11 protein-coding genes are annotated in these 13,470 nt (G+C 70.0%); 7 read left to right on the forward strand and 4 right to left on the reverse strand.

Annotated features, from left to right (window positions below; translation table 11 throughout):
* Positions 1 to 77 precede the first annotated feature (77 nt).
* Entirely contained in the window at positions 78 to 710 is a 633-nt protein-coding gene (locus ACFYXS_RS23280; RefSeq protein ID WP_389251157.1) for an ANTAR domain-containing response regulator, read from the forward strand.
* 28 nt (positions 711 to 738) lie between these two features.
* On the opposite strand, the gene ACFYXS_RS23285 is transcribed toward ACFYXS_RS23280, so the two are convergent.
* On the reverse strand, positions 739 to 1,320 hold the full coding sequence (locus tag ACFYXS_RS23285; protein WP_389251159.1) for a hypothetical protein: 582 nt from the start codon (positions 1,318 to 1,320) through the stop codon (positions 739 to 741).
* 222 nt (positions 1,321 to 1,542) lie between these two features.
* Here ACFYXS_RS23285 and ACFYXS_RS23290 point away from each other — a divergent pair, with 222 nt between their 5' ends.
* The 5 genes from ACFYXS_RS23290 (at position 1,543) to ACFYXS_RS23310 (ending at position 6,835) form a co-directional block, all read left to right on the forward strand.
* Complete coding sequence (locus ACFYXS_RS23290; RefSeq protein ID WP_389251161.1) at positions 1,543 to 2,712, forward strand: branched-chain amino acid ABC transporter substrate-binding protein; 1,170 nt, start codon at positions 1,543 to 1,545, stop codon at positions 2,710 to 2,712.
* A gap of 127 nt (positions 2,713 to 2,839) precedes the next feature.
* Complete coding sequence (locus ACFYXS_RS23295; protein ID WP_389251163.1) at positions 2,840 to 3,769, forward strand: branched-chain amino acid ABC transporter permease; 930 nt, start codon at positions 2,840 to 2,842, stop codon at positions 3,767 to 3,769.
* The gene (locus tag ACFYXS_RS23300) at positions 3,766 to 5,133 is read left to right on the forward strand and encodes a branched-chain amino acid ABC transporter permease (protein WP_389251165.1); all 1,368 of its coding nucleotides are present in this window, start codon (positions 3,766 to 3,768) and stop codon (positions 5,131 to 5,133) included. Before ACFYXS_RS23295 ends, ACFYXS_RS23300 begins: the two co-directional genes overlap by 4 nt.
* Positions 5,130 to 6,068 carry an ABC transporter ATP-binding protein gene (locus ACFYXS_RS23305; protein ID WP_389251167.1) on the forward strand — a complete coding sequence of 313 codons (939 nt, stop codon included), beginning with the start codon at positions 5,130 to 5,132 and terminating at the stop codon, positions 6,066 to 6,068. The genes ACFYXS_RS23300 and ACFYXS_RS23305 overlap by 4 nt, the downstream gene beginning before the upstream one ends.
* Positions 6,065 to 6,835 carry an ABC transporter ATP-binding protein gene (locus ACFYXS_RS23310; protein WP_389251169.1) on the forward strand — a complete coding sequence of 257 codons (771 nt, stop codon included), beginning with the start codon at positions 6,065 to 6,067 and terminating at the stop codon, positions 6,833 to 6,835. The genes ACFYXS_RS23305 and ACFYXS_RS23310 overlap by 4 nt, the downstream gene beginning before the upstream one ends.
* 66 nt (positions 6,836 to 6,901) lie before the next feature.
* Here ACFYXS_RS23310 and ACFYXS_RS23315 read toward each other — a convergent pair whose 3' ends face one another.
* Positions 6,902 to 7,387, reverse strand: coding sequence for a PaaI family thioesterase (locus tag ACFYXS_RS23315; protein ID WP_389251171.1), 486 nt, complete (start codon positions 7,385 to 7,387; stop codon positions 6,902 to 6,904).
* Between the two features lie 57 nt (positions 7,388 to 7,444).
* On the reverse strand, positions 7,445 to 9,778 hold the full coding sequence (locus ACFYXS_RS23320) for an FdhF/YdeP family oxidoreductase (RefSeq protein WP_389251173.1): 2,334 nt from the start codon (positions 9,776 to 9,778) through the stop codon (positions 7,445 to 7,447).
* Positions 9,779 to 9,845: 67 nt separating this feature from the next.
* Between ACFYXS_RS23320 and polA the strand changes: the two genes are divergently transcribed.
* Positions 9,846 to 12,578, forward strand: a complete 2,733-nt coding sequence (polA, locus tag ACFYXS_RS23325; protein WP_389251175.1) for a DNA polymerase I — start codon at positions 9,846 to 9,848, stop codon at positions 12,576 to 12,578.
* Here the strand turns inward: polA and ACFYXS_RS23330 are convergent.
* Entirely contained in the window at positions 12,509 to 13,411 is a 903-nt protein-coding gene (locus tag ACFYXS_RS23330) for a DUF4184 family protein (RefSeq protein WP_389251177.1), read from the reverse strand. The two genes, polA and ACFYXS_RS23330, sit on opposite strands and share 70 nt — an antisense overlap.
* Positions 13,412 to 13,470 lie beyond the last annotated feature (59 nt).

The raw sequence follows: 13,470 nt of genomic DNA on the forward strand, positions 1-13,470 counted from the left end.
CTAGCCCCTCCGCACCTCAAACATACCGCAGCTAGGTAGGCTCTATACCCAGCACCTGCCTTGGAACGAGGAGTCCCGTGAGCGCCGCCGAGCCCGAGCCCGTTGACGAGCACACGCACGTACCGCCGCACACCACGCGCGTGGTGATCGCCGAGGACGAGGCTCTGATCAGGCTCGACCTCAAGGAGATGCTGGAGGAAGAGGGCTACTCCGTGGTCGGGGAGGCGGGCGACGGCGAGACGGCCGTGGCGCTGGCCGAGGAGCTCCGGCCGGATCTGGTGATCCTGGATGTGAAGATGCCGGTTCTCGACGGCATCTCGGCGGCGGAGCGGATCGCGAAGAACAAGATCGCGCCGGTGCTGATGCTGACCGCGTTCTCGCAGCGGGAGCTGGTGGAGCGGGCGCGGGACGCCGGTGCGATGGCGTACCTGGTCAAGCCGTTCAGCAAGAGCGATGTGGTGCCGGCCATCGAGATGGCGGTGTCGCGGTTCACGGAGTTGCGGGCGCTGGAGGCCGAGGTCGCGGACCTGAGTCTGCGGCTGGAGACCCGGAAGCTGGTGGACCGGGCGAAGAGCGTGCTGCAGACGAAGTACGGGCTGAGTGAGCCGGCGGCGTTCCGGTGGATCCAGAAGACGTCGATGGATCGCCGGATGACGATGCAGGCGGTGGCCCAGGCGGTGCTGGACGAGGTGGACGGCGCGCCCAAGTAGGCGTCTGGAGCAGGGGTTTGAGCGGCCGTCAGGCCGAGTGGTCCGGCCAGTCGAGTCGGGGCAGGGGGATGTCCGCAGCGGGCATCCCTTTGTCGTCGGTGACGGCGAGGTGGTCGACGGCGGCGTTCTTGGGGATGTCGAACCAGAGGTCGTACTGGGCGCTGTCGTGGGCGCCGATGTCGAGGGTGAGCGGCTGGCGTTTGATCTGCATGGCCTCCCAGTCCATGGAGTGCCGGGTTCCGTCGGCGAGGACGAGGCGCTGGTCGTCGTTGTCGAGGTGGGCGCTGACGGCGTCGTCGACGGTGACGTCGATCCTGATGCGGCAGAGCCGGCCTTTGGCGGGGTGTTCGGCGTGGGTGCCGACGATGACGGCGATTCCGCAACGCAGCGCGGTGGCGCGGAAGTCGAGGTTCCCGGGGTGGACGGCGGGGGCGTCGAGGGCGATCTCCAGCTGACGCAGGGGGTGTTGGGGGGCCGGCGGCGTCGTGTCGGGCCAGAGCGCGGCGGCGCCGAGGGCGGTGGCCAGGGCGCCCGTGAGGGCGGCTGTCGCGGCGACGGCGGGCAGGTGTCGGGCACCTTGCGGCGCAGTGTCGCCATTTCGGGCATTCAACCGCACTTCTCCCCCTGGACTCGTCCGGTTACCGGTAAGGACCGTTCTGTTTCCGGCACATGACCGAGGTCACTGTACGATCACATCTCTTCCCTCGGCCTATCTGTGTGCCTGATCAGCGGATTACATTCCCGCCAACCCGCGTGGCTCCCACGCGGTCGCAAAGCGGAGGGCCTACGGCTCGCCGACTGTAATCACATTGGGCGGATCCAGGGGGTCGTAGTGCTCAACAAGAAGCTCGTCAAGCTTGCTCTTCCGGTGGCCGTTGGCGCTCTTGCGCTCACCGCGTGCGGTGGCGGCAAGGACGACAGCAGCAATGGTGGCAAGCCGACGTTCTCCATCGGCTTCCAGGGTCCGTTGTCGGGCGACAACAGCGCGCTGGGCATCAACGAGGACAACGGCCTGAAGCTGGCCGTGGAAGAGGCCAACGCCAAGGGCGACCTGCCCTTCACGCTGAAGGTCGTGGACGGCGACGACCAGGGTCTTCCGGACCAGTCGCCCGCCGCTGCCCAGAAGCTCATCGGTGACACCAGCGTCGTGGCCGTGGTCGGCCCGGCGTTCTCGGGTCCGACCAAGGCGGCCGGTGGACTGTACGCGCAGGCGACGCTTGCCGCGGTGACGCCTTCGGCGACCAACCCGGACCTGACGAACCAGGGCTTCACGTCGTTCCTGCGCGGTGCGCCGAACGACAACGAGCAGGGTGCCGGCATGGCCGAGTACCTGTCGAAGAAGGTGAAGGCCAAGAAGGTCTTCGTCATCGACGACAAGAGCGAGTACGGCGTGGGTCTGGCGAAGGTCGCCATCGACAGCCTGAAGGCCGCGGGTGTGGAGGTCCAGACGGACTCCGTCCCGGCGAAGACCCCGGACTACACGGCCGCCGCGACCACGGTGGTCAACTCCAAGGCCGACGCGCTGATCTACGCGGGTTACTACGCGGACCTGGCCCCGTTCGCCAAGAAGCTGGCCGACGGCGGCTTCAAGGGCATCGGCGTCTCCGGTGACGGTTCCAACGACGCGAAGTTCGTGGAGCTGGCGGGCGCGGCGTCGGAGAAGTGGTACCTGACCTGCCCGTGCACCGACGCGACGAAGAACACCAGCACCAAGGCGTTCACCGACGCGTACGCCAAGAAGTTCAACACGCCTCCGGGCACCTACTCGGCCGAGTCGTACGACATCGCGAACCTGATCATCTCCGAGATGAAGAAGCTCGGTAAGGACGTCACCCGCGACAAGCTGCTGGCGGCGCTGAAGGTCGTGGACTACAAGGGTCTGACCAAGGACTTCGCCTTCGACGACAAGGGCGAGCTCAAGACCAAGAACGTGTACCTGTACCAGGTGACCGGCGGCAAGATCGGTTACCTGGGTGACGTGGCCACCCTCAGCAACGGCTGATCCGGCTTCCGGCACCTGAGGTGGGGGGCGTGGGACGCGGCTCCGGCCGTCGCCCCGCGCCCCCCATCGCCGTGTCGGACGCGATTTCGCCGCCCTTCACCGGCTTCAGCAAGGACATCCACGCACGATGAATCTCTTCCACAACTTCTGGGATTACTTCATCCCAGGGCTGACGACGGGCTCCATGTACGCCGTCATCGCCATCGGGTACACGTTGGTCTACGGCGTGCTCCAGCTCATCAACTTCGCCCACAGCGAGGTCTTCATGATGGGCGGCTTCGGTTCGCTCGTCGTGCTCTCGGAGCTCGCTCCCCAGAGTCCGCACGGTTTCACTTCCGTGGTCTGGGTGATCGTCGGCATGATCGCCGGCGCTCTGGTCGGTGCGCTGACGGCGTTCGGCCTGGAGAAGGCGGCGTACAAGCCGCTGCGCAAGCGCAATGCGCCGAAGCTGGTCTTCCTGATCAGTGCCATCGGCGCGTCGTTCTTCCTGTACAACCTGGCGGGCAAGCTGTGGGGCCGCAACCCTGTGCCGATGCCGGAGCTGTACACCAATGGTGAGGTCTTCAGCGTCTTCGGCACTCCGGTGAAGATCACTCAGTTGATCATCATCGGCTCCGCGGTGGCGATGATGATCGGCCTGGACCTGGTGGTCAACCGCACCAAGATGGGCGCCGGCATCCGTGCTGTCGCGCAGGACGCGGAGACGGCCGGTCTGATGGGCGTCGACATCGACAAGATCATCTCGCGCACCTTCATCATCGGCGGTCTGCTGGGCGGTGCGGCCGGCTTCCTGTACGGCTTCGGCATCTCCGGCCAGGTCTGGTTCACGGTGGGCTTCCTGCCGGGCATCAAGGCGTTCGCGGCCGCGGTGCTGGGCGGTATCGGCAACATCCGCGGCGCGATGCTGGGCGGTCTGCTGCTGGGCATCGTCGAGAACCTGAGCTCTCCGGTCTTCGGCACCCAGTGGATCGACGTGACGGCGTTCGCGATTCTGATCCTGGTGCTGATGTTCCGTCCGACGGGCATCATGGGCGAGCGTCTCGGGAGGTCGGCATGAGTGGCATGAGCGATGCCGGGTCCTTCTCGGTGGACGTGGCGAAGCTGCGGCGCCGGGCCTGGTACCAGGAGCCCCGCTGGGTACGGCTGCTCGGCATGCTGGTGCTGGGCTACATCCTGGCGCTGATGACGGGCGACGACGGCAATCCGGCGGAGAAGTTGTCGGCGTTCACCGGCGCCTTCGAGTCGGTGCGGCTGTGGATCTGCCTGGCCATCCTGGTGGGCCTGTGGGCGTTGATCGAGTTCGGTGCCCCGGTGCGCGAGGCGGCCCGGCAGGGAGCGCAGGGGGTCACCAGGTCGCTGGAGCCGGCGCGGGCGGTGTTCCGCGGCAACGGCTGGCTGCGGCTGGGCGGCCTGGTGGTGGTCCTGGTGCTGGCGATCGTCATTCCCGCCGGGACCAGCCTGTTCTGGCAGGAGGTCCTCGTCACGCAGATGGGGATCTTCATGATCATCGCGGTCGGCCTGAACGTGGTGGTCGGCTGGGCCGGTCTGCTGGACCTGGGCTTCATCGCCTTCTACGCGATCGGCGCGTACTCCTGCGCGTTCTGGACCGGTCACATGCCGGTGAAGCCGCCGTTCACGGTGGGCGCGCTGGAGTCGATCCCGTTCGCGATCGTCACGTGTCTGATCGCGGGTGTGCTGCTGGGTGCGCCGACGCTGCGGCTGCGGGGTGACTACCTCGCGATCGTGACGCTGGGCTTCCACGAGATCGTGTACCTGGTCGCCAAGAACTCGGACGGTTTCACGAACGGTTCGCGCGGTGTGATCGGTATTCCGCACCCCTCGATCCACATCGGTCCGATCAACTACGACTGGACGCTGGACCCGCTGCCTTACTGGTACCTGCTGCTGTTCTTCCTGGTCGTGCTGATCTTCCTGTACAACCGCCTGGAGCACTCGCGGATCGGCCGCACCTGGACGGCGATCCGGGAGGACGAGGTGGCCGCCTCGGCGACGGGTATCAACACCGTCCGGTACAAGCTGCTGGCGTTCGCGATCGGCGCGTCGACCTCGGGTCTGGCGGGCGTGGTGTACTCCAGCAAGGTCGGCTTCATCAACCCGGAGAACTTCACCATCGTGCTGTCGGTGCTCGCACTGGCCTACGTGGTCTTCGGCGGCATGGGCTCGATCGCGGGTGTGCTCTTCGGCGCGGCGCTGCTGGTGTGGCTGCCGAACGCGCTGCGGGACTACGTCCCGGACCAGGACCGCTTCATCTACCTGGGCGCGCTGCTCGTCATCATGATGATCTTCCGTCCGCAGGGTGTGATCCCCTCCCGCCGCAGGCAGCGCGAGCTGCACATGGCGGAGGCGGGTGTCGGTGACGCCGACGCCATGAGCGAGCCGGTGGGAGGCGTGCAGAAGTGAACGCGGTGACGGAAGCGGGTGCTCGGCCCGCGCAGACCGGTGACACCGTGCTGGAGGCCCGCGGTGTGACGCTGCGGTTCGGTGGTCTCACCAGCCTCTCGGACGTGAACCTGACGATGCGGCGCGGGGAGATCCTCGCGGTGATCGGCCCGAACGGCGCGGGCAAGACCTCGTTGTTCAACTCCCTGACGGGCGTGTACGTCCCGCAGGAGGGCACGATCGCCTTCCACGAGGACGGCGGGGCGCAGCGCAAGCTGCTCGGTGCCAAGCCGTACCTGGTGAACCGCTACGGTGTGGCGCGGACCTACCAGAACATCCGGCTGTTCGGCGCGCTGACGGCGCTGGAGAACGTCAAGATCGCGGCGGAGTCGCGGCAGAAGTCGGGAGCGATCTCGATCATGCTGGGCCTGCCGCGGGCGCGGCGGGACGAGAGGGCCAGCGACCAGCGGGCCCAGGAGTTGCTGTCGTACGTGGGTCTGGCCGGCAAGCACAACGAGCTGGCCACGAGCCTGTCCTACGGCGACCAGCGGCGCCTGGAGATCGCGCGTGCGCTGGCGACCGACCCCAAGGTGCTGCTGCTGGACGAGCCGGCCGCCGGGACGAACCCGACGGAGAAGCTGGAGCTGGAGCAGCTGATCCGCCGGATCAACCAGGACCTGGGTGTCAGCGTGCTGCTGATCGAGCACGACATGAAGCTCGTGATGTCGGTCGCTGACCGTGTCATGGTGCTCAACTTCGGCAAGGTGATCGCCGAGGGGCTGCCCGAGGAGGTGCAGCGCGATCCCGCGGTGATCGAGGCGTACCTGGGGTCGGCCGACGAGGAGGCCGTGGAGGCCGTCGCGGAGCTGGTCGAGGCCGCCGAGGCCGACGCTGCTGCCGCGCCCGCGACCCCGGAGGTCCCCGCACCGCGCGAGTCCGAGGAGGAGGGCCGATGACCGAGGCCGCCAACTTCGAGAAGGCGTCGGGCTCTTCCGTCGCCGAGACCGCCCCGGCGATGCTGGAGCTGGTCGATCTGCAGGTGTTCTACGGCGCGATCCAGGCGCTCAAGGGCATCAATGTGACGGTCCGCCAGGGCGAGATCGTGGCGCTGCTCGGTGCCAACGGCGCCGGCAAGACGACTACCTTGCGCACGATTTCGGGTCTGCTGCAGCCGCGCCACGGCGAGGTGCGGCTCGGCGGCGCCCGGATCGACGGTGTTCCGTCGCACAAGGTGGTCGAACTCGGCATCGGGCACTCCCCGGAGGGCCGCCGGGTGTTCCCGGTGATGACCGTGCTGGAGAACCTGGAGATGGGCGCGTACCGCTTCAAGGGCGTGCCCAAGGACGACCTGGACCGGGTGCTCACGCTTTTCCCGCGTCTCGCGGAGCGGCGTGCGCAGCTGGCCGGCACGCTGTCCGGCGGTGAGCAGCAGATGCTGGCCATCGGCCGCGCTCTGATGGGGCGGCCGAACCTGCTGCTGCTGGACGAGCCGTCGATGGGTCTGGCACCGCTGATCGTGCAGCAGATCTTCCAGATCATCAAGGAGATCAACGACCAGGGCACGACGGTGCTGCTGGTGGAGCAGAACGCCGCGCAGGCGCTGCAGCTCGCCGACCGCGGTTACGTCCTGGAGACCGGCGCGGTGGTCATGGAGGACGAGGCGTCGCGTCTGCTGTCCGACCCGCGGGTGCGGGCGGCGTACCTGGGCGAGGGCGCCGCGTAGCGGCAGCCGGCCCCGCCTGACACACGAGAACCGCCCCCGGAGCGTTCCGGGGGCGGTTCTCGTGTGTCAGGCGGGGGCGGTGCCCGCGGCGGCGGGGGTGACCGGGCGCAGGGCGCAGGTCAGGCGCGCGGAGCAGACGCGGCGGTCCTGCTCGTCGCTGATGACGATCTCGTAGGTGGCGGAGGACCGGCCCCGGTGGACGGGGGTGGCCACGCCGGTGACGGTGCCGGTGCGCACGCCGCGGTGGTGGGTGCAGTTGAGGTCGACGCCGACGGCGATCCTGCCGGGGCCGCCGTGCAGCATGGCGCCGATGGAGCCGATGGTCTCGGCCAGGACGGCGGAGGCGCCGCCGTGGAGCAGGCCGTAGGGCTGGGTGTTGCCTTCCACGGGCATGGTGCCGACGACGCGCTCCGGGGAGGCCTCGACGATCTCGACGCCCATGCGGCTGCCGAGGTCGCCGGCGGAGAAGAGCGCCACCAGGTCGACGCCGAGGTCGGCGTACTGCTCGATGACCTCGGGCGGGAGAAGGCTCGTGACGGTCTGCTCGGACATGGACGGTGGCTCCGATCGTCGTCGTTCGGTGTACTGGCCCGCTTTTCTACCCGACGGTCACCGCGGGCCGGCGGGCGGGGTGGCCGGCTCCAGCCGGATCACGACCGACTTGGAGGCGGGGGTGTTGCTGGTGTCGGCGGTGTGGTCGAGCGGCACCAGGACGTTGGTCTCGGGGTAGTACGCGGCGGCGCAGCCGCGGGGCGTCGGGTAGTGCACGACGCGGAAGCCCTCGGCGCGGCGTTCGCTGCCGTCGGTCCACTCGCTGACGAGGTCGGTGTAGGCGCCGTCGGCGAGGCCGTGGGCGGCGGCGTCCTCGGGGTGGACCAGGACCACGCGGCGGCCGCCCTTGATGCCGCGGTAGCGGTCGTCGAGGCCGTAGATGGTGGTGTTGTACTGGTCGTGCGAGCGCAGCGTCTGCAGCAGCAGCCGGCCTTCGGGGACGTGCGGGTACTCCAGGGCGTCGGCGGTGAAGTGGGCACGTCCGGTGGCGGTGGGGAAGCTGCGCGAGTCGCGGGGGGCGTGCGGCAGGGTGAAGCCGCCGGGGCGGCGCACCTTGACGTTGAAGTCCTCGAAGCCGGGGATCACGCGGGAGATGTGGTCGCGGACGCGGTCGTAGTCGCCTTCGAGGCCCCGCCAGTCGATCCCGCTGTGCGGCAGGACGGCGCGGGCCAGGCGGCAGATGATCGCGGGCTCGGACAGCAGGTGCGGGCTCGCGGGCTTCAGGCCGCCGTGGGAGGCGTGGACCATGCCCATGGAGTCCTCGACGGTGACGAACTGCTCGCCGGCCGCCTGGAGGTCCTTCTCGGTGCGGCCGAGGGTGGGCAGGATCAGGGCGCGGGCGCCGGTGACGACGTGGGAGCGGTTGAGCTTGGTGGAGACGTGCACGGTGAGGCGGGCGCCGCGCATGGCCGCTTCCGTGACATCGGTGTCGGGTGAGGCGGCGACGAAGTTGCCGCCCATGGCGAAGAAGACCTTGGCCTGCCCGTCGCGCAGGGCGCGGATGGATTCGACGGTGTCCAGGCCGTGCTCGCGGGGCGGGGCGAAGCCGAACTCCTTCTCCAGGGCGTCCAGGAAGGCGGGGGCGGGCTTCTCGTAGATGCCCATGGTGCGGTCGCCCTGGACGTTGCTGTGGCCGCGCACGGGGCAGACGCCGGCGCCGGGGCGGCCGATGTTGCCGCGCAGCAGGAGGAAGTTGACGACCTCCTTGATGGTGGGCACGGAGTGCTTGTGCTGGGTGAGGCCCATGGCCCAGCAGACGATGACGCTCTTGGCGTCGAGCACCATGGCGAGCAGTGCGTCGATGTCGGACTGCGGCAGGCCGGTGGCGCGGGCGACCTCGGCGGGGTCGGTGGCGCGGGCGGCGGCGGCGAACTCCTCGAAACCGTGGGTGTGCCCGTCGATGAAGGCGCGGTCGATGACGGTGCCGGGCTTGGTGTCCCCGGCGTCGCCTGTGTCCTCGGCGGCCTCGGCGTCCAGCAGGGCCTTGTTCAGTGCGCGGAAGAGCGCCTGGTCGCCGCCGAGGCGGATCTGCAGGAAGAGGTCGGCCAGCGCGGTGCCGCCGCCGGCCAGTCCCTTGGGGGTCTGCGGGTTCTTGAAGCGCTGCATCCCGGCCTCGGGCAGCGGGTTGACCGTGACGATCCGGGTGCCGCCGGCCTTGGCCTTCTCCAGCGCGGAGAGCATGCGGGGGTGGTTGGTGCCGGGGTTCTGCCCCGCGACGATGATCAGGTCGGCGCGGTAGAGGTCCTCCAGCAGGACGCTGCCCTTGCCGATGCCGATGGTCTCCACCAGGGCCGAGCCCGAGGACTCGTGGCACATGTTGGAGCAGTCGGGCAGGTTGTTGGTGCCGAACTCGCGGGCGAAGAGCTGGTAGAGGAAGGCGGCCTCGTTGCTGGTGCGCCCGGAGGTGTAGAAGACGGCCTCGTCGGGGCCGCTCAGCGCGGTCAGCTCGTCGGCGACGATCTCGAAGGCCCGCTCCCAGGGGACGGGCTCGTAGTGGTCGGCGCCGTCGGGCAGGTACATGGGCTGGGTCAGCCGGCCCTGCTGGCCGAGCCAGTAGCCGCTGCGGCCGGACAGGTCGGTGACCGAGTGCTCGGCGAAGAAGTCGGGGGTGACCCGGCGGAGGGTGGCCTCCTCCGCGACGGCCTTGGCGCCGTTCTCGCAGAACTCCGCGGTGTGCCGGTGTCCCGGCTCGGGCCAGGCGCAGCCGGGACAGTCGAAGCCGTCCTTCTGGTTGACCTTGAGGAGGGTGAGAGCTGTTCGCCTCATGCCCATCTGCTGCTGCGCGATCCGCAGCGAATGACCGACGGCCGGGAGCCCTGCAGCGGCGTGCTGCGGGGCGCTGACCTCGGGTGCGTCCTGGACGGGGTCGCCTGCGGGTGCTTTGCCTGCCATGGCTCCGATCCTGCCACGACAAGGCGGCGGACCGGCAGTGTCAGTCGGGCGTGGGAGGATCGGTTGCGTGGCAGCAAAGGCAGAGAAGACGAGCGCAGCGACCGGTACCGCACCCCACGGGGGCGAGCGGCCCAGGTTGCTCCTGCTGGACGGGCATTCGCTGGCGTACCGGGCGTTCTACGCGCTGCCGGTGGAGAACTTCAACACGACCACCGGTCAGCCGACGAACGCCGTGTACGGCTTCGCCTCGATGCTGGCCAACACGCTCCGTGACGAGCAGCCGACGCATCTCGCGGTGGCCTTCGACGTCTCGCGGCGCACGTGGCGGCTGGAGGAGTTCCCGGAGTACAAGGCCACCCGGTCCGCCACACCGGACGAGTTCCGCAGCCAGGTCGAGCTGATCGGCGAGCTGCTGGACTCGATGAGTGTGCAGCGCTTCGCCATGGAGGGCTTCGAGGCGGACGACGTGATCGCCACGCTCGCCACCCAGGCGGAGGCGCTGGGTTACGACGTGCTGATCGTCACCGGCGACCGGGACTCCTTCCAACTGGTCTCGGACCACGTCACGGTGCTCTACCCGACCAAGGGCGTCTCGGAGCTGACGCGCTTCACCCCGGCGAAGGTCGAGGAGAAGTACGGGCTGACCCCGGCGCAGTACCCGGACTTCGCGGCGCTGCGCGGCGACCCGTCGGACAACCTGCCGGGCATCCCGGGTGTCGGCGAGAAGACCGCCGCCAAGTGGATCACCCAGTTCGGTTCGTTCGCGGAACTGGCGGAGCGGGCGGCCGAGGTGAAGGGCAAGGCCGGTGAGAACCTGCGCGCCCACCTGGAGTCGGTGAAGCTCAACCGGCGGCTGACCGAGCTGGTCCGGGACGTGACGCTGCCCTGCGGTCCGGAGGGGCTGGAGCGCCGGCCGTACGACCGCGAGGGCCTCAACGTGGTGCTGGACGCCCTGGAGTTCCGCCACCCCAACTTCCGGGAGCGGCTGTTCGCGGCCGACCCGGGGGCGCAGGAGGAGGAGCAGGAGATCGCCGGCGGCGTCGCCGTGGACGGCCGGGTGCTGGGCACCGGCGAGCTGGCCGGCTGGCTGGCGGAGCACGGGGGCGAGCCGCTGGGCATCGCCACGGTCGACGCCTGGGCGCTGGGCGCGGGCAGCGTCTCGGAGGTCGCGCTGGCGGCCGCGGCCGGGCAGGCCGCCTGGTTCGACCCGTCGGCCCTGGACGAGGACGACGAGCGGGCGTTCGCGGCGTGGCTGGCCGACCCGCAGCGCGCGAAGGTGGTGCACGACGCGAAGGGCCTGATGCGGGTCTTCGCCGAGCACGGCTGGAGCGTGGAGGGCATCACCATGTGCACGGCGCTGGCGGCGTACCTGGTCAAGCCCGGCCGCCGCTCGTTCGCGCTGGACGCGCTCTCGGTGGAGTACCTGGGCCGTGAGCTGTCCCCGGCCGGCGGCGAGGACGGCCAGCTGGCCTTTGGCGCCGACGACGAGGCCGAGGCGGACGCGCTGATGGTGCAGGCGCGCGCCGTGCTCGACCTGGGCGGGGCGTTCACCGGCCGGCTGGAGCAGGACGGCGCGCTGCGTCTGCTGAGCGAGGTCGAGCTGCCGACCTCCGCGCTGCTGGCGCGGATGGAGCGGGCGGGCATCGCCGCGGACCGCGAGCATCTGGAGCGGCTGGAGCAGCGGTTCGCCGGCGAGGTGCAGCTGGCCGTGAAGGAGGCGCACGCCGCGGTGGGCCACGAGTTCAACCTCGGCTCGCCCAAGCAGCTGCAGGAGGTGCTGTTCGGCGAGCTGGGCCTGCCCAAGACCAAGAAGACCAAGACGGGTTGGACGACCGACGCCGACGCCCTGGCCTGGCTGGCCGCGCAGACCGAGCACGAGCTGCCGGTCATCATGCTGCGCCACCGCGAACAGGCCAAGCTGCGCGTGACGGTGGAGGGTCTGATCAAGACCATCGCCCCCGACGGGCGGATCCACACCACGTTCAGCCAGACGGTGGCCGCGACCGGCCGGCTGTCGTCGACCGACCCCAACCTGCAGAACGTGCCGGTGCGCACGGACGAGGGCCGGGCGATCCGCCGCGGCTTCGTGGTGGGCGAGGGCTACGAGTCTCTGCTGACCGCCGACTACAGCCAGATCGAACTGCGCGTGATGGCCCACCTGTCGGAGGACGAGGGCCTGATCGCGGCGTTCGACTCGGGCGAGGACCTGCACACCACCGTCGGCTCCTATGTGTTCTCCGTGCCCGCGGAGCAGGTGGACGCCGAGATGCGGCGCAAGATCAAGGCGATGTCGTACGGACTGGCGTACGGGCTGTCGGCGTTCGGGCTGTCGGGGCAGCTGGGCATCGAGGCCGGCGAGGCGCGCGGTCTGATGGACACGTACTTCGAGCGGTTCGGCGGGGTGCGGGACTATCTGCAGCGCGTGGTGGAGGAGGCCCGGGTCACGGGCTACACCGAGACGCTGATGGGCCGCCGCCGCTATCTGCCGGACCTGAACAGCGACAACCGGCAGCGCCGCGAGATGGCCGAGCGGATGGCGCTGAACGCGCCGATCCAGGGCTCGGCCGCCGACATCGTCAAGATCGCGATGCTCAAGGTGGCCGCGGCGCTGACCGCGGAGGGGCTGCGGTCCCGGATGCTGCTCCAGGTGCACGACGAAATCGTGCTGGAGGTGGCCCCGGGTGAGCGGGCCGCCGTGGAGGAGCTGGTGCGCCGCGAGATGGCCGCCGCCTATCCCCTGCGGGCCCCGCTGGATGTCTCGGTGGGCGTCGGCACGGACTGGGAGTCCGCGGCGCACTGAGCCGCCCCTCCCCCGGTGCGGTGCGCGAGGCGCACCGCACCGGCGCAGGCCGTGGCGGCGAGGGCCAGGCCGGCGCCGGCGCCGAAGAGCCCGGACGGGATGATCCCGGCGGCGTCGCCGGTGGCCCGGTACCACTGCCCGGCGCGCACGGCGGCCGCGGCGACGGTGGTGGCCCCGATGGCGGTCAGGGCGACGGTGCGGGCCCGCCCCGAGAGCCGCGGCACCGCGGACAGCCGGGAGCGTCGGTTTTCGGCCGAATCCGGTCCGGGCACGGCGCGCAGCGCGCGGACCCCGTACCCGGCCAGCGCCACCAGCGCCACGGCGGAGCTGCCGTACTGCGCGTACTTGTGCAGCGGTGTGCCGTGCAGCTGCCGGTCGAGCACCGGCAGCAGGCGGACGCCCCAGCGGTCGTGGTGGGTGAAGGCGTCCCAGACCACATGCGTCACGGCCCCCGCCGCGGCCGAGGCCCAGAAGGCGGCGGCGGAACGGAGCGTCGGCCGGCGCCGGTCACCGCATCCGGTGAGCACCGCGACCCGGTCCCGCGACCGCTCGGGCAGCAGCGCCACGAGCGGTTCGCGCAGCAGTACCCAGCCGCCGGCCAGCGCGGCCGCGATGAGCGGGTCCGCGGTGACCAGGCCCAGCGGGGCGTGGGTGAACGTGCCGTAGCCGTACACCCCGGAGACCAGGGACTCGGCGAAGTAGGGGACGTCCGGGGCGAAGGAGCCGGCGACCAGGGCCGCGGCGACCAGCGGGCCACGTCCGCGCGGAGTGCCGTGGCGGTCCCGGCGCAGACCGGGAAGGACCGCCAAGGCATGGCTGAGCGTGAACGGCATGCGACCTCTTCCCGAACATGTCTGTCAGATCAGTATGCGACGCTTTCGACGGTAGATCC

Origin of the sequence: Streptomyces sp. NPDC002574 (assembly GCF_042889545.1) — a bacterium.
Classification (GTDB): Bacteria; Actinomycetota; Actinomycetes; order Streptomycetales; family Streptomycetaceae; genus Actinacidiphila.